This is a genomic window from Ilumatobacter sp. (assembly GCF_030065885.1).
GTDB lineage: Bacteria > Actinomycetota > Acidimicrobiia > Acidimicrobiales > Ilumatobacteraceae > Ilumatobacter.
Window position 1 is genome coordinate 1 of the sequence record NZ_JASJCS010000058.1, and the last position, 16,526, is coordinate 16,526.

12 protein-coding genes and 1 pseudogene are annotated in these 16,526 nt (G+C 69.8%); 7 read left to right on the forward strand and 6 right to left on the reverse strand.

What is annotated here, in order from left to right:
* Positions 1-93: 93 nt before the first annotated feature.
* Positions 94-1,185, reverse strand: a pseudogene (sdhA, locus tag QNJ12_RS13135) (succinate dehydrogenase (quinone) flavoprotein subunit); the annotation flags it as partial.
* Between the two features lie 85 nt (positions 1,186-1,270).
* Entirely contained in the window at positions 1,271-2,086 is an 816-nt protein-coding gene (locus tag QNJ12_RS13140) for a succinate dehydrogenase cytochrome b subunit (protein WP_300623119.1), read from the reverse strand.
* 182 nt (positions 2,087-2,268) lie between these two features.
* On the opposite strand from QNJ12_RS13140, the gene QNJ12_RS13145 reads away from it, so the two are divergent.
* Together QNJ12_RS13145 and QNJ12_RS13150 are read left to right on the forward strand one after the other, a co-directional pair.
* A complete protein-coding gene (locus QNJ12_RS13145) occupies positions 2,269-4,365 on the forward strand; it encodes a sodium-translocating pyrophosphatase (protein ID WP_300623120.1) in 2,097 nt (698 codons plus the stop codon).
* Between the two features lie 168 nt (positions 4,366-4,533).
* The gene (locus QNJ12_RS13150) at positions 4,534-5,073 is read left to right on the forward strand and encodes a GNAT family N-acetyltransferase (protein WP_300623122.1); all 540 of its coding nucleotides are present in this window, start codon (positions 4,534-4,536) and stop codon (positions 5,071-5,073) included.
* Positions 5,074-5,347: 274 nt separating this feature from the next.
* Here QNJ12_RS13150 and QNJ12_RS13155 read toward each other — a convergent pair whose 3' ends face one another.
* Both QNJ12_RS13155 and QNJ12_RS13160 read right to left on the reverse strand, forming a co-directional pair.
* Complete coding sequence (locus QNJ12_RS13155; RefSeq protein ID WP_300623124.1) at positions 5,348-6,427, reverse strand: hypothetical protein; 1,080 nt, start codon at positions 6,425-6,427, stop codon at positions 5,348-5,350.
* Between the two features lie 192 nt (positions 6,428-6,619).
* Positions 6,620-7,450: a DUF3097 family protein gene (locus QNJ12_RS13160; RefSeq protein ID WP_300623126.1), complete on the reverse strand. Its 831-nt coding sequence runs from the start codon at positions 7,448-7,450 to the stop codon at positions 6,620-6,622.
* 36 nt (positions 7,451-7,486) lie between these two features.
* Between QNJ12_RS13160 and QNJ12_RS13165 the strand changes: the two genes are divergently transcribed.
* The gene (locus tag QNJ12_RS13165; protein ID WP_300623128.1) at positions 7,487-8,554 is read left to right on the forward strand and encodes a DUF4349 domain-containing protein; all 1,068 of its coding nucleotides are present in this window, start codon (positions 7,487-7,489) and stop codon (positions 8,552-8,554) included.
* On the opposite strand, the gene QNJ12_RS13170 is transcribed toward QNJ12_RS13165, so the two are convergent.
* Positions 8,514-9,161, reverse strand: a complete 648-nt coding sequence (locus tag QNJ12_RS13170) for a hypothetical protein (protein WP_300623129.1) — start codon at positions 9,159-9,161, stop codon at positions 8,514-8,516. The two genes, QNJ12_RS13165 and QNJ12_RS13170, sit on opposite strands and share 41 nt — an antisense overlap.
* Positions 9,162-9,184: 23 nt before the next feature.
* Here QNJ12_RS13170 and QNJ12_RS13175 point away from each other — a divergent pair, with 23 nt between their 5' ends.
* Positions 9,185-9,586, forward strand: coding sequence for an SCP2 sterol-binding domain-containing protein (locus tag QNJ12_RS13175; protein ID WP_300623131.1), 402 nt, complete (start codon positions 9,185-9,187; stop codon positions 9,584-9,586).
* Position 9,587: 1 nt separating this feature from the next.
* Positions 9,588-10,427 (forward strand): DNA-formamidopyrimidine glycosylase family protein, encoded by an 840-nt coding sequence (locus QNJ12_RS13180; RefSeq protein ID WP_300623133.1) that lies wholly within the window; start codon positions 9,588-9,590, stop codon positions 10,425-10,427.
* Between the two features lie 58 nt (positions 10,428-10,485).
* Here the strand turns inward: QNJ12_RS13180 and QNJ12_RS13185 are convergent, their stop codons facing one another.
* Positions 10,486-11,748: a TIR domain-containing protein gene (locus QNJ12_RS13185; protein WP_300623135.1), complete on the reverse strand. Its 1,263-nt coding sequence runs from the start codon at positions 11,746-11,748 to the stop codon at positions 10,486-10,488.
* A 289-nt stretch (positions 11,749-12,037) separates the two neighbouring features.
* Here QNJ12_RS13185 and glgA point away from each other — a divergent pair, with 289 nt between their 5' ends.
* Together glgA and QNJ12_RS13195 are read left to right on the forward strand one after the other, a co-directional pair.
* Positions 12,038-13,192: a glycogen synthase gene (gene glgA / locus QNJ12_RS13190; protein WP_300623137.1), complete on the forward strand. Its 1,155-nt coding sequence runs from the start codon at positions 12,038-12,040 to the stop codon at positions 13,190-13,192.
* Between the two features lie 76 nt (positions 13,193-13,268).
* Positions 13,269-16,442, forward strand: a complete 3,174-nt coding sequence (locus QNJ12_RS13195; RefSeq protein ID WP_300623138.1) for a valine--tRNA ligase — start codon at positions 13,269-13,271, stop codon at positions 16,440-16,442.
* Positions 16,443-16,526: the final 84 nt, after the last annotated feature.

Below are 16,526 nucleotides of genomic sequence, written 5' to 3' on the forward strand. Positions count from 1 at the left end.
CCCGCCCAGATCCCCGAGGACGACCGCGACTACTACCTCGAGCGGATCTACCCCAGCTTCGGCAACCTCGCGCCGCGCGACGTCTCGTCACGGGCGGCCGATCGCGTCGGCGAAGTCGAGGTACACCCCGTTCTTGAGCGGCCCGACACCCTGGCCGGCGTCGACGGCGCGCTTGGCCGCCCGTGACGAGACGTCGCGCGGCGCGAGGTTGCCGAAGCTGGGGTAGATCCGCTCGAGGTAGTAGTCGCGGTCGTCCTCGGGGATCTGGGCGGGGGCACGCGTCTCGTCGGCGCTGTTCGGCACCCAGACGCGGCCGTCGTTGCGCAGCGATTCCGACATCAGCGTCAGCTTCGACTGGAAGTCGTCGGCCTGCGGGATGCACGTCGGGTGGATCTGGGTGAAGCACGGGTTGGCGAACGCAGCGCCCTTGCGGTGGGCCCGCCAGGCAGCAGTGACGTTGCACGACATCGCATTCGTCGAGAGGAAGAACGCGTTGCCGTACCCACCGGTGGCCATCACGACCGCATGCGCGGCGTGCGAGCTGACCTCGCCGGTCATCAGGTCGCGCACGACGATGCCGGCGCAGCGTCCGTCGATCACGACGATGTCGACCAGCTCGATCCGGTTGTAGAAGTTGACGTGGCCGAGGCCGATCTGGCGCGACAGCTGCTGGTACGCGCCCATCAGGAGCTGCTGGCCGGTCTGGCCGCGGGCGTAGAACGTGCGCGACACCTGGGCGCCACCGAACGACCGGTTGTCGAGCAGGCCGCCGTACTCGCGCGCGAACGGCACACCCTGGGCGACCATCTGGTCGATGATGTCGACCGAGACCTCGGCCAGCCGGTACACGTTCGCTTCGCGGCTCCGGAAGTCCCCACCCTTGACCGTGTCGTAGAACAGGCGGTGGATCGAATCGCCGTCGCCCTTGTAGTTCTTGGCGGCGTTGATGCCGCCCTGGGCGGCGATCGAGTGGGCCCGGCGCGGCGAGTCGTGGAAGGTGAAGAGCTCGACGTTGTAGCCGAGCTCGGCGAGCGTCGCCCCGGCCGACGCGCCGGCGAGGCCGCTGCCGACGACGATGATCTTGAACTTCCGCTTGTTGGCCGGGTTGACGAGCTTCTCGTTGGCCTTGAAGTTCTCCCACTTCTCGGCCATCGGCCCCTGCGGGACCTTCGAGTCGAGGTTGATGCTCATCGGGGGTCCTCCGTGGTGCCGGGCGACGAGGGAGACGGCGCCGGAGCAGACGTGGCTGTCGGGATCAGTGCGGTCGGGATCATTCCGAACCCTCCTCGAGGTCGTGCACCGAGGTGACCGACTCGTCGAACTCGACGATGCCGGCCTGGACGGCGATCGGGAACGAGACGTTGCCGACCACGACCACGGCGGCGAGTCCGGTCGCGAGCCCGCGTCGCCAGCGGTTGAACCGCGGGTTGTTCCACCCCATCGACTGGAAGAGGCTCCACGTGCCGTGGAACAGGTGGATGCCCAGCGCGATGTTGGCGACGACGTAGAGGATCGCCACCGGGATGCGGCTCAGGCTGGCGTCGACGTTGCGGTACACCTCACCGCGGACGAAGTCGGGGTTGAACCATCCCCACGTCAGATCGGCGAGGTGCCAGAACAGGAAGAGCAACACGATGATGCCGGTCCAGCGCATGGTGCGGCTGGCGAAGTTGGCGACCTGGTAGTCGCGAGCGCCCTGGTACTTGACGGGTCGGGCGCGGCGGTTGAGGAGCGTCAGCGTGTAGGCGGCGTGCACGTGCAGGACCACGGCGCCGATCAGGACGAACCTCAGACCCCACAGGAAGTAGGTCCGCGGGAGGATCGGCACCAGGATCTCGCGCAGGTACTCGCCGTAGACGTCGATGTCGTAGACCTCGGTGCCGCCCTCGTCGACCGTACCGATGTACATCTTGAGGTTGCCGATCATGTGGCCGACGATGAAGCCGATGCCGATGATGCCGGTGATGGCCATCACGTACTTCTTGCCGACGGCCGTCGAGTAGAAGTCGACCAGGAACGGCTTGCGTTTGCCGGCCGGCTCGAGCGCAGTACCCGACACCGGTCCGCGACGCAGGGTCTGTGACATGCGCTGGACGCTACCGCGAGCGCCCTACCCGGGCCGCAATCAGCGGCGATGTCATCACCGGCACCGCGACCACATCGGAAACAGCGATGCCGGTCAGGCCCGTTGCCGAGTTGGAGACGGGGTGTGGTACCGAGCATCATGGTCTGACTTTCCGTACGGACGCCCCAGGAGGCACGACAACAGTGGAAGCAGTTCCCTACCTCGCCGCGCTCTCGGCCATCATCGGTCTCGGCCTGGCCGGCTACTACTACACCCTCGTCGGGAAGGCTTCGCCGGGTAGTGACCGGATGGTCTTCCTGATGACCGAGATCCAGAAGGGCGCGAGGGCGTTCCTCTTCAAGGAGTACCAGTGGGTCGCCGGGTTCGCGGTGGCGATGCTGATCCTGCTGGCGATCGTCATCGATCCGCTGGCGGCCGTCAGCTACCTGATGGGTGCGCTGCTCTCGGCCGGCGCCGGCTTCGCCGGCATGACGGTCGCGACGATGGCGAACGCACGGACGACCGAGGCCGCCAAAGACGGTCCGGGCAAGGCGCTGCCGATCGCCTTCCGCGGCGGCGCGGTCATGGGCTTCGCGGTCGCCGGGCTCGGCCTGCTCGGCCTGACGATCAATTACCTGCTGTGGGTCGAGTGGTTCGAGGTCACCGACGCCTTCTCGATCCTGACCGCGTACGGCCTCGGCGCATCGACGATCGCCCTCTTCTCCCGTGTCGGCGGCGGCATCTACACCAAGGCCGCCGACGTCGGCGCCGACCTGGTCGGCAAAGTCGAGGCCGGCATCCCCGAGGACGACCCGCGCAACCCGGCGACGATCGCCGACAACGTCGGCGACAACGTCGGCGACGTGGCCGGCATGGGTGCCGACCTGTTCGAGTCCTACGTCGGGTCGATCATCGCCCCGATCTCGCTGGTGGCGTTCTTCCTCGGGCTCAACGCGAACGCCGGTGACAGCGGCAACGACGGCGTCATCGAGTTGATCGTGTTCCCGATGGCGATCGCCTTCGTCGGCATGGTGGCGTCGGTGATCGGTTCGTTCTTCGTCAAGGGCGGCACCTCAACCGACACGAAGCACCTCAGCCGAGCGCTGCACATGGGCACCAACGTCGCGATGGGGCTCACCATCGCCGCGACGGTCGCGATCGCGTACTGGTTGTTCGGCGGCGACGAGTTCGACCAGCCGATTGGCCTCGCGATCTCGGTGATCGGCGGCCTGATCGTCGGGTGGGGTCTGGGCAAGTGCGCCGAGTACTTCACGTCCGACCACTTCAACCCGGTCAAGAAGATCGCTGCGCAGTCCGAGACGGGCCCGGCCACGACGGTGCTCTCGGGCTTCAGCACCGGCATGGTGTCGGTGGCGGCGTCGGTCGCGCTGATCATCATCGGGGTGGGCGTCGCCTACTGGGGTGGACAGATCACGTTCCTCGACGCCAACGACGACTTCGGAGGCATCTACGGCATCGCTGTCGCGGCGATCGGCATGCTCGCGACCACAGGTGTCGTCGTCTCGGTCGACGCGTACGGTCCGATCGCCGACAACGCCGGCGGCATCGCCGAGATGGCCGAGCTCGACCCGTCGGTCCGCGAGGTGACCGACGCGCTCGACTCGCTCGGCAACACGACCGCTGCGATCGCCAAGGGCTTCGCCGTCGGCTCGGCAGCACTCACCGCTCTGGCGCTGTTCAAGAGCTTCGAGTTCGCGCTGCGCGACGAGGGTGAGGTGCTCAACCTCAACGTCGGCGATGTCGAGACCTTCATCGGCCTGTTCATCGGCGCCGGCCTGCCGTTCCTGTTCGCAGCGCTGACGATCGATGCCGTCGGCCGTGCAGCCAACCAGATGATCGAGGAGGTCCGCCGTCAGTTCCGCGAGATCCCGGGCCTGCGCGACGGCGAGCCCGGCGTGATCCCCGACAGCGCCAAGTGCGTGGCGATCTCGACCGAGGCGTCGTTGAAGGAGATGGTGATCCCGGGTGCGCTGGCGGTGGTGGTGCCGCTCGTCACCGGCTTCATCAGCACCGATGCCCTCGGTGGTCTGCTCGCTGGTGCGCTGGTGACCGGGTTCGCGCTGGCGATCTTCATGGCCAACGCCGGTGGTGCGTGGGACAACGCCAAGAAGTACATCGAGACCGGCCAGCACGGCGGCAAGGGCTCCGAGCCGCACAAGGCGGCCGTCGTCGGTGACACGGTCGGCGACCCGTTCAAGGACACCTCGGGCCCGTCGATGAACATCCTCCTCAAGGTGATGACCATCGTCAGCCTGGTCTTCGCCAGCGCCTTCGTCTGATCCGCCGGGCCGGCCCGGGCCGATCGGCGGACGTGCCGCAAGGCGGTGTTACCGAGTCCCGACGAAGCTCGACACCGGCCGGGAGATCGCCCTGCAGAGCAGGTGGGGTGCGTGCTCGAGGTCGAGTGGGCCACTGGGCAAGTACCTTGGCGCTCGGCGGGCCGGAACATGATCGACGACGAACTTGCCATTCGCGGGTTTGCGCCCGAGGACTGGGATGCCCTCTGCGGGGTGTACGAACGCGCCGCCAGGCACGAGCTGCGCCTGACGGGGACGGATCCACGCGCGTTCCGGCCGCTGCCGGACGAGGAGGACCTGGAGGAGTTCCAGCGGCTGAACACGGCAATGGTCGGCTGTCTCGACGGGCAGGTCGTGGGGTTCGTCGGGTGGCGAGAGCGGGGCGAGTGGCGCGACAGCGGCTACCTCTCGTGGCTCTACGTCGACCCGGCCCACCATCGACGCGGCATCGGTGACCGGCTGTTGAACGCAGCCATGGCTGCGCTCGGCGAACAGGCTTGGACCCTTGCCAAGCTGGGCAACGATCCAGCGGTCAACCTCTACCGCAGGTACGGGATGCGGATCGTGACGTCACGGCTGGCCGACAGCCGGGGGCACCCGCACACCGAACTGCGACTGGCGCTCCCGACCAGCCGGAAGTCCGATCCGGATGCTCCCAACTTCGGCGCATGGGTCCACGGCGAGGAATGAACCGGGTGTGCCCCAGAGCGTGCCACGCTCGCGGAACCCATGATCGCTACCCGCCTGAGCCACCCGATATCGGCCCGTACCTCGCGCCGCCGCTCGGGTCCACCGTCCGGCCGAGCGGACTGGCCGACCTGATGCCTCGCGGCTCGTGGGCCCGGCGAGCGTTCGACGGCCGCGCCCGCGAGATCTCGCACGCGCTCGCGCCCTCGGCCCGGCCCGCTCGACGCGGGCCCGTCCGGACGTGATCGAGGGCTGACTGGGCCAGACGGTCCCGCCCTCAGTACGAGCGGATCTCGCCGACGCCGCCCGCGGGCGGCCGGTTGTCCGCCGCGGCTGCGATCTCGGCTCGCTGGTCCTCGACCACCGCCTCGTGGACCGCGGCCAGGTCCTCGAGCGACAGGGGCGTCGCCCCCTTGGGCTTGCGCTTGGCCAGGAAGCGGCCGAGGTACACGCCGCCCGCGGCCAGGCACACGGCGTCGTCGCCGGCTTTGGCGGTCGCCGTCATCGTCAATCCGGTCGTGCGGGCTCCGGTTCGGGCGGCCAGGACGGCGTCGGTGAAGGTGTCGACGGCAGTGCCCTGCCGGCAGGCGTCGAAGATCGCGACCAGTTCGACGGCGCCGAGGCTGACCGGGAGCGCACGACCGACCGCCGCGCCGAGCGCCGAGTGCGCGATCGGCACGTAGCGGCCGGTGGTCTCGGGGCGCGACAGGAAGGCGCCCTCGCTGCCGTGCTCCTCGAATTGCACGAGGAGGCGCTTCAGCGCCCGGCCCTGCGCGACGTATCGCTCGGTGATCTCGGCGACGGCGCGTCCGACGACTCCGGCGTCGGCGGGCGCGTAGATCGCACGAGCTGCGTAGCCGGCGGCTCGCCATGCGGCGAGTCGATCGCGGGCACGGGCGAGCGCCGCCCCGTTGGGAATCGTCCGGGGTGCCAGCCGCGGATTCGTCAGCGTGGCGATGTCGGCGTCGGTGAGCACCACCAGGACCTCGTAGCCGGTCAGGACCTGGATCGCCGGCGGCTCCCCACCCGGCGTCGGCTCGCCCGGGGGCTCGGGCGACGGCGACTCGTCCCCGCCGCTCGGCGGTGCGGTCGTCCCGCCGGTCGGTCGCGTCCCCACGGGTTGCGTGACCGGCCGCGGCAGCGTCCGGACCGGGGCTCCTTCCATGCCCCCGAGCTCGGGACGGCGTGTCACGGTGCCGGGCCCGCTCGAAGCCTCGGCGACGCCACCCGATGGTCGGGGCGCGGGCTCGGATGGGTCGGCGTCGGGAGCGATGAGACCGGCTCGACGGAGGCCGTGCTCGTCGCTCGGGTCGGGGGTCGGGCCCGGCCAGCGGCGGGGGATTCGTTCGTCAGCCATGGTGTTACCTCCTGGCGGTGAGGGTCGATGTGTTCATGGTCTGTTCGTCACCGCCGTCGAGCCGGATTGGTGTCGATCTCGTCGAGGCAGCCCGACCGGGTACGCCGCCCCAGCCACCTGATGCCGTCCCGCGGGTACGCCGTCCGCCCGACCGGGCCGAGGCACCGTGACGCGACCCGTCGCCGCCCCGTCTCAGCCCACGGCGACGAAGTCGATGAGGCGCTCGACCGCGCCGACGAGTTCCGGCTCGAGGTCGGCGTAGGTGCGCACGCCGTTGCGGAGCTTCGGCCAGAACCCCTCGAACGGCACGCCGAGACGGTCGCAGAGCGCTTCCTTCCACGACAGCTCGCCCTTCGCGATCTCCGGCCAGGCGTCCAGACCGACCACCTTCGGGCGGATGCCGGCCCACACGTCGACGAACGGGTGGCCGGTCACGAGCACTGCGGGGTGATCGACCGTCGCCGCGATCCGGCTCTCCTTCGAGCCCGGAACGAGGTGGTCGAGCAGCACGCCCAGTCGCCGCTCGGCGCTCGGCTGGAAGCCGAGCACCGCCGCGGCCAGATCATCTGCCCCGTGGAGCGGCTCGACGACGACGCCGAGCTCACACAGATCGTCGCCCCAGACGTGTTCGAGCAGCTCGGCGTCGTGCTTGCCCTCGACCCAGATCCGGCTCGCCCTGGCCACCCGGGCGCCCGCCGAGCGATCGGCAGCGACCGAGCCGGAGGCGGTGACCCGCTGCGTCGCCGTCGCCCGTTGCGCCGGGCGCACGAGCGTGACCGGCTCGCCCTCGAACAGGAAGCCGCCGGGCTTCCACGTGAAGTGGCGCAGGTGCTGCTTGCGGTCTCGCAGCGTGACGGCCTCGTGGTTCCATCGCACGACGTCACCGACGAAGCCGCTCGAACGGTCCTCGACGACGAGGCCGTTGGCCACCTCGATCGTCGGGTACTGCCTCGGTTTCCGGCTCTCGGCGAACTCGTCGAGGATGTCGCGCTGGTACTGCATGTCGGCCGTCGAGTGTGGCACGGGAACCGGAGCGCGTCGCGGCACGTCGAACCAGTCATGGGGAGAAACACAGCAGCACCGATCAGGAGGCGCCGAACGATCGGCGCCGTCATCGTCAGCGGGACACTGGTCCTCGCTGCCTGCGGAGGTGACGACGACGACGGTGGCGACGACGCCACGGCCGACGAGGAAGCGGGCGTCGACGCAGCGGTGGACGATGCTGCGGCCGACGACGCCGCAGCGGACACCGGCGACGACTTCGTCGCCACCCGTGAAGCACCCGAGCAGGATGGCGGCTTCGACATCGGGGTCATCGGCCGCGACGTCATCATCGAGATGGGCGTGGTGGTCAGCAGCGACAACGTCCAGCGCACCGTCGCATCGATCATGGCCACTGCGTCGTCGCTGGGCGGCGGCGTTGCGTCGAGCAACGTCGACTACGGCGCCGCCGACGACAACGGCGACGACTTCGCCGTGCTGACCGTGAAGGTGCCACCGGGTGCGGTCGACCGCTTCCTGAGCGGGCTCGACGACACCGGCACGGTGCAGTCGATCAACCAGAGCGCCCGCGACGTGACCGAGCAGCTGATCGACCTCGACGTCCGGATCAGCAACGCCCGTCAGAGCGTCGAGAACGTGCGCGGCTTCATGGAGCAGGCGACCGACCTGAACGACCTCGTCTCGCTCGAGAGCGAGCTGACCCGCCGGCAGACCGAGCTCGAGCAGCTCGAGGCCCAGCAGCGCAACCTCAGCGACCGCGTCGCACTCTCGACGATCACGATCGAGGTCGTGCCGACCGCCGCCGTGCCCGAACCCGTGCCCGAGACCGACGAGGGCATCGGCGACGCCTTCGCCACGGGCTGGAACGCGTTCGTCGCGGTGTTCTTCGCGCTCGGCTTCGTGCTGGCAGTGCTGGCTCCCTTCCTGGGGGTCGCCGTCGTGATCGGCGCGATCGCCCTGCTGATCACACGCACCGAGCGTCGCCGGCGGGCCGAGAGGGCACTCCCGAGCCCCACCGCCGCCCTCCGCAGCACGCCCCCCGCCGAGCACGCCACCGAACCCCCGGGCGACCCCGACGAGCCGATCAGCGAGCCCGAGCCCGTGAGCGCCAACCAGCAGGACTGAGCACCCAGTCGGCCACCGAGCCATCGGGGAACGCGAACGGCGCTCGCAGCCCCGTGTGTGCCACGGCCGATTCCAGGGAGAGGGGGGACAGGCCGGGGTCGTCGCTCCACCGGTGCCACCGGTGAGCGGGGGCCTCGGCCAGTTCCACGTTCGGGCGGTCGAGCAGCTCGATCAGCCCGTGCACCACCCCCGCCTGCTCGAACCCATCCCGCACGGCGACCGGCGGCGAGGCGGCATACCACTCGAGATCCGACGCCATGGGGGTCGGTACGCCGTAGGCGCGGCCCAGGGCGTCGGCCGGATCGTCGAGTGCCACCGCGTGCGCCTCGTTGCCGATCGACCACTGCTCCATCGGCGCGACGCAATGGTGCTCGGCCCACATCTCGGGCGCCTTCACGATGAACGGATCGGCGCGTCGCGGCACCTCCCACTCGGTCACGTGCAGCAGCGGGTGCCCACGCTGCACCAGCGCCGTCCAGTACCACGCCAGGCGTCCGACCAGGCGATGGCCGGACACGAATCCCAGGCGGCCGTCGGCCGTCCACGCCGCGAACACCCACTCCTCCACCGCAGCGGACGCGTGTGGGAGGTCGTCGGCCGGTGTCACGATCCGGCAGACTAGGAGGCCTGATGAGCGAGGACGTCCGCTACCTGAGCCTGGCCTGGATCCGCGAGCTGACCCGCGAGGTGGCCGAGAGCGAGACGCTCTCCGCACTCGCGGCCGAGCACACGGTCGGCGTCACCCAGGTCGTCACCGACGGACCCGAGGGCGACGTCACGTACCACCTGCAGGTCGCCGATGGCGAGGCTGCGTTCGGCGCCGGGGCGGCCGACCCGGAAGACGTCAAGATGGAGCAGAGCTGGGAGACCGCGGTCGGCGTCGCCACGGGCGAGCTGAACGCACAGGAGGCGTTCATCACGGGTCGCATCCGCCTCTACGGCGAGCACCAGGCGCTGATCGACGCCCAGCCGGTCTTCGGCGCACTCGAGCAGGTCTTCACGACCGTGCGCGAGCGCACCCGCTACGAGTGACATGCCCGAGCTGCCCGAGGTCCAAGCGCACGCCGAGCGCCTCGCCGACCGGTTCGACGGCCGAGTCCTGACCCGGTTCGTGCCGATCAAGTTCACGGCGCTGCGGACCGCGCTCCCGGCGCCGGACGAGGCCTACGGGCAGCCCCTCCGGGGGGTCGGGCGGCGGGGGAAGTACCTGCTGCTCGAATTCGAATCGGTCCACTTCGCCGTGCACCTCATGCAAGGTGGCCGGCTCCTCGTCGACGAGAAGCAGTCGGCGAAGCCGCGCGGCGGCCAAGCCCGGTTCGTGTTCGACGAGGGGCCCGCGCTCCTGCTCACCGAAGCCGGCACCGAGCGGCGCGCCGGCGTGTGGTGCCTCACGCCGAGCGATGCGATGACCAGCCCGCCGCTCGACGTGCTGGGCCCCGACGCCGACACCGTAACGGCCGAGCAGATGGTCGAGCTGCTCGGGGCCAAGAACCAGCGCCTGCACGGGTTCCTCCGCGACCAGCGGTCGATCGCCGGGCTGGGGCGCCGCCTCGCCAACGAGATCTGCCACCACGCCAAGCTCAGCCCCTTTGCGATGACCGGCAAGCTCGGTGCCGAGGGCGCGGACCTGGTGGTTGCGGCGATCGCAGCCACCGTCGCCGAGGGCCTCGAGTACGAGCGATCGCGACCCGACATGAGCTCGTCGAAGGACCGGCCGAGCTCGGTGCACAAACGCACCGGCGAGCCGTGTCCGGTGTGCGGCGACGCCGTGCGCGCCGTCGAGTACAGCGGCTACACGGTCCACTACTGCCCCACCTGCCAGACCGGCGGGAAGGTGCTCGCCGACAACACCACGAGCAAGTTCCTGAAGTAGCACGAGCTCCCGGTCGCTTCGGCCGGATGCGGCCGAGTAGGGGCACGGCCAGCCGCCGCTACTGCCGCGCGTCGACGACCTGGGCGTAGCGGTCGGCGGCGAGCTTGCTGAGCGCGTTGTTCGTCTCGCGCATCTTGTCGAGACCCTTGGCGATCGTCGCCAGGTTCGGGCGCTTGGCATCGCAGCTCCGGCTCAGCCTGTCGGACAGGACCTGCCACCTCTTGACGAGCTTCGCCGCGTCGGCGGCGGTGTCCCCGAAGACCTCGACGCGGTCGCGCTCGAAGACGCGGGCGCGCGCGATGTCGTTCTGGATCAGGAGCAGCCGCTGCTGGATCAGGGTCGGTGTGGCGTCGTTGCGCAGGACCGGCATGCCGATCCTCGTGTCGAGGAACGCTTCGATGACCTCGCTGTTGTTGCGTTCGAGCGCCCGCAACATCGCAAAGACCGGACCACCGATGTCGGCTGGTGCCACCTCGGCGACGAAGGCGACTTCGGCCCGCACGGGCCGTCCGGCGATCCGGTCGATCCGGTGGAGGAACGGATGCAGGATCACCCCGCCTTCGTGACTCTCGAAGGTCTCTTGCGCCATCTTGCAGGGCCGGCACCTGGCCGCCTCGATGAACGCCTCGTCGAGCTCGTGGAGCCATGCCGCCTTCTTGCGGCCCTTCGGCCGGTACTTCTCGGTGAGCTCGCCCCACGTCATGCCGGCCGTCTCGGCCTTCCCGAGAACGGCGGCCGTCGAGCCGGTGGTCGTGACCCGTGACTGCAGCGGTATCCCGCGTCCCGGGTTCCACTTCACGATGTCGATCACGACGGTGTAGCTGACGTGATAGGTGTCGGCGTCGGGGAACTCGGCGGCGATGGCCTTGGCGGCGTCTCGGATGCGCTCCCGGCGCTTGGGGGTGAGCTTGCCGTTCGGCGCGATCGCCTGCTTCAACAGGTCGGTGAGGAACTTCTCGATCTCACCCTTGGTCGCCTTGACCCCCTGGTTGTCACGGAGCTGGGACGGCGGGACGCCGCGGACGTGATGCAGGAACGTGACCGGATCGTCGTCGTCGGGGTCACCGTCGAGGCGTGCGTAGAGGCCGGCCTCGTACATGCACCACGCCCAGTCGAGGTTCGGATCCGTGTAGAGGAGGAGCAGCAGGTCTGCTGCGCGCAGCTCCTCACGGATCCGCTTCGGCCACTTCTCGGCAGCCGCAATGTCGGCCGACGACACGAAGACGGAGATCTTGCTCCGCTCGAGGCTCTCGAGCGCACGCTTGATGCGCTCGGCGCGGTCCTTGTCGCGCTCGGCCTTGTGGCTCAGGAACAGCCTCATGCACCCCTCCGAGCCGCGGGAACCCTGTGAGCCGCAGCCGACCCGGTCTCGTGCTCGGCTCGGCCACCGGGCCCGTCAACGGGGTATCCGACGACGAGGACGCGCCGCCGCAGCACCCCCACGTCGTCCTTCGAGTTGCGACTCGGCAGTCTCGACACGCGTCGTCCTCCCGCGAGCTGGCCGGCGATCGTGACCGGCACCACTATGGCACTCCTCACCCGCCGCGGCGCGGAGATAACGGGCCGAAGGTCCCGGGCGATCCACGCCGATCACGGCGTACGCTCCAATCGTGCGTATCGGCATCCTCACCCGCGAGTACCCGCCCGAGGTCTACGGTGGCGCCGGCGTCCACGTCGACTTCCTCGTCCGTGAGCTCGAGAAGCTCGCCGACGTCGACGTGCACTGCATGGGAGCACCCCGCGACGGCGCCGTCGCCCACTCCGAGCACAACCCGTTGCTCGCCGATGCCAACCCGGCGATCCGGACGCTGGCCGCCGACCTCGCCATGGCCGACCAGGCCGCGGGCTGCGACATCGTCCACTCGCACACGTGGTACGCCAACATGGGTGGCCACCTCGCCAAGCTGCTCCACGACATCCCCCACGTCGTCACGTCGCACTCGCTCGAACCACAGCGCCCGTGGAAGGCCGAGCAGCTCGGGGGCGGGTACCGCGTCTCGTCGTGGGCCGAGCAGACCGCGTACGAGGCAGCCGATGCGGTGATCGCGGTCAGCCACGGCTCGAAGCAGGACGTCATGGCGTCGTACCCGTCGCTCGACGAGGCGAAGGTCCACGTCGTCCACAACGGTATCGACACGACGCTGTACCGGCCCGACCCCGCCACCGACGTCCTCGAGCGGCTGGGTGTCGACCCGGCCCGGCCATCGGTCGTCTTCGTCGGGAGGATCACCCGCCAGAAGGGCGTTCCCCACCTCCTTCGAGCTGCGCTGCAATTCGACGAGTCGGCACAGCTGGTGCTGCTCGCCGGAGCCGCCGACACCCCCGAGCTCGAGGCCGAGACCGACGAGGCCGTCGCCGCGCTGCGTGCCAGCCGTGACGCCGTCCATCTGCACTCCGAGATGCTGCCCAGGGAGGACGTCCGTCAGGTGCTCACGCACGGCACGGTCTTCGTCTGCCCGTCGGTGTACGAACCGCTCGGCATCGTCAACCTCGAAGCGATGGCCTGCGAGACCGCGGTCGTGGCGAGCGACGTGGGCGGCATCCCCGAGGTCGTCGACGACGGCAAGACCGGGCTCCTCGTGCACTACGACGAGGCCGACACGGTCGAGTTCGAGGCACAGCTCGCGGCCGCGGTCAATCAGGTGCTGGCCAACCCCGATCGCGCCCAGGCGATGGGCGTCGCGGGCCGCGAGCGAGCGGTCACCGAATTCGGCTGGGACGTCGCCGCGCGGAGGACGATGGCGATCTACGAATCGGTGCTCTGAGCAGGCCGCCGAGCCGAATCGGCCGTGGGAAGGCCCCGGTGATCGGGACCACGTGGCCACTACCCTGGGCCGCCGAATGAGCACCACCGACGATCGACTCACCGAGCTGCCCAAGGCCTACGTCCCCGCCGACGCCGAGCCGGACGTGAAGGCCCGCTGGGCCGCGTCCGACGTGTTCCACGCCGAGCCGGTCGCCGACGATCGCGGCACCTACTCGATCGTCATCCCGCCCCCGAACGTCACGGCCGCGCTCCACCTCGGGCACGCGCTCAACAACACCCTGCAAGACGTCCTCATCCGCTACCACCGCATGTGCGGCGACGAGACGCTGTGGTTGCCGGGCACCGACCACGCCGGCATCGCCACCCAGACCGTCGTCGAGAAGCGGCTCCTGGCCGAGGGCGTCAAGCGGCTCGAGATGGGCCGCGACGCGTTCGTCGCGAAGACCCAGGAGTGGAAGGACGAGTACGAGCAGGTCATCATCGACCAGCTCGTCGCGATGGGCGCCTCGTGCGACTTCGATCGCACCCGCTTCACCATGGACGAGATGTGCGCCACGGCGGTCCGCCACGCGTTCTTCACGCTGTTCCGCGACGGGCTCGTCTACCGCGGCAAGCGCCTCGTCAACTGGGACCCTGCGACCCGCACCGCCCTGGCCGACGACGAGGTCGAGATGGAAGACGTCGACGGCCACATGTGGTATCTGCAGTACCCGCTCGAGGACGGCTCGGGGCACGTGACCGTCGCCACCACACGGCCCGAGACGATGCTCGGCGACACCGCCGTCGCGATCAACCCGCAGGACCCGAGGGCCGACTCCCTGCTCGGGTCGCGCGTCGTGCTCCCGATCGTCGGTCGGGTCATCCCCATCATCGCCGACGACTACGTCGTGATGGCCGACCCCGAGAGCTCCGACGCCAAGGCGCGCTACGCGTCGGGCTTCCTGAAGGTCACCCCGGCCCACGACACGAACGACTGGGACATCGGCCTCCGCCACGATCTTCCCGTGGTCAACGTGCTCGGTCCCGACGCGTCCATCTCCGACGAGTACGGCTGGGACGACGTCAGCGACGAGGCCCGTCCACTCCTCGGAATGTCACGCGAGGCCGCTCGCGCCGCCATCGTCGAGTGGTTCGAGCAGCACGGTCTCTTGGAAGAGGTCCGTGAGTATCAGCACTCGGTCGGTCACTCGTACCGCAGCCACGTGCCGATCGAGCCGTGGCTGAGCGACCAGTGGTACGTCGCCGTCACCGACGACCGGCTGCGCGGCTCGGCACTCCGCGCCCAGGACCCCGACCAGGCGCCACCGCTGCCGGCGGGTGTCCCACCTCGAACCGATCGCAAGGGCGACGGCGGGATGCGCATCATCCCCGAGCGGTACGCCCGCACGTACCACGCCTGGCACGAGGGCATCCGCGACTGGTGCGTCAGCCGCCAGCTGTGGTGGGGCCACCAGATCCCGGTGTGGGTGCGCATCGTCGACATCGGCGAGGCGCCCGCCGAGGTCGCCGACGCCGGGATCGATGCCGCCGTGCCCGTCAGCTCGGCGTGGGTCGCCGCCGGGGCGGCCCACCTCGCCCGTCGGATCACCGAGCACGAGGTCGAGGAGGCGGTCTGCGTGCCGCCCCAGCCCACGCTCGGCAGGCTCGATCGCAGTGACACGTCGATGGACGAGGACGCGATGGTCGCCGCGCTCGAGGCCGACGGCTTCACCCGGGACCCCGACGTGCTCGACACGTGGTTCTCCAGCGCGCTCTGGCCGATCTCGACGATGGGCTGGCCGTGGCCCGAGGACTACCCCGAGACCGTCGGCCTCCTCGAGTCGTTCAACCCGACGTCCGTGCTGTCGACCGGCCGCGAGATCATCACGCTCTGGGTCAGCCGGATGGTGATGTTCGAGCGCTACTTCCTGGACGGTCGGCTCCCGTACCGCGACGTCTTCATCCATGCGATCATCCAGGACGGGCACGGCCAACCGATGTCGAAGAGCCTCGGCAACGGTCTCGACCCGCGCGACGTCATCCACACGCATGGTGCCGACGCGCTCCGGTTCACGCTCATGCAGATGACCACCGACACCCAGGACGTGCGCATGCCGGTCGACATCGTCGACCCGCACAGCGGCCAGATGTTCGAGCCCGAGTTCGTCACCACGCCGGCCGGGAAGTCGGTGCCCGCCCCCATCCAGACCTCCCCGGCCGACCCCTCCAAGCGAATGGTCAGCGCCTACGGCGTGGCCACCGGCACGGCCGAGCCGACCGACGAGATGCCGCTCGCCCGCAACACGTCGTCGAAGTTCGACCTCGGCCGCAACTTCGCCAACAAGCTGTGGAACGCGACTCGGTTCGCGCTCCGCCGGATCGACGCATCGACCGCCGTCGAGCGACCCGTCCTCGCCGACGCCGGGCGACGGTTCGCCGATCGTTGGATCCTCGCACGCCTGGTCGACGCCGTCGGCCGGCTCGAGGACGCGCTCGACCGCTACCAGTTCAACGTGTACGCCGACACGCTCTACACGTTCGTCTGGAACGACGTCTGCGACCGCTACCTCGAGATGGTCAAGCCCACGATCGACGACGATGCCGAGCAGCAGGTCGTGCTCGCTGCGGTCCTCGACGCCGTGTTGCGGCTCATGCACCCGGTGATGCCGTTCGTCACCGAAGCGCTCTGGCCCCACGTCGCAGCAGCCCGGTGCGGCGAGGTGGCGGGCCTCGAGCTGCCGGGCGCGGAGCTCCTCGCCGGTGCCGACTGGCCGGCGGTCGATGCCGCGTTGCACGACCGCGACGTCGTCGCCGTGTTCGACCGCGCCGACGCCCTGATCGGCTCGATCCGGGCCCTGCGCGGCAGCCAGAACGTCGCCCCGCGCCGCCAGATCGTGATCCACGCGCCGCAGCAGGTGCTCGACCTGTTCACCACCACCGACGGTGCGATCGAGGTGCTCGCCGGCATCGGCGAGGTCCACGGGCTGGGCGACGACCGGCCCGCCGTGGTCAACCCCCTCACGTTCGAGGGCGCCGAGGTGCTGCTGTCGGGCTTGGTCGACGACGTCGACCTCGATCAGGAACGGGCGCGCCTCCAGAAGATCATCGACGGCAAGACCAAGCAGATCGGCGGGTTCAAGGGTCGCCTCGGCAACCCCGGCTTCCTCGACAACGCCAAACCCGACGTCATCGCCGACACGCGAGCCCTGCTCGCCGCGGCCGAAGCCGACCTGGCCGCGGCCGAGACGGCGCTCGCCAACCTCGGCTGACCGTTCGGCGACATCACGCCGCCCGCTGAATCGCCTGGTCGCGCGCCCTTCGTTCACGTTGTGTCAGACACAACGTGACACAAC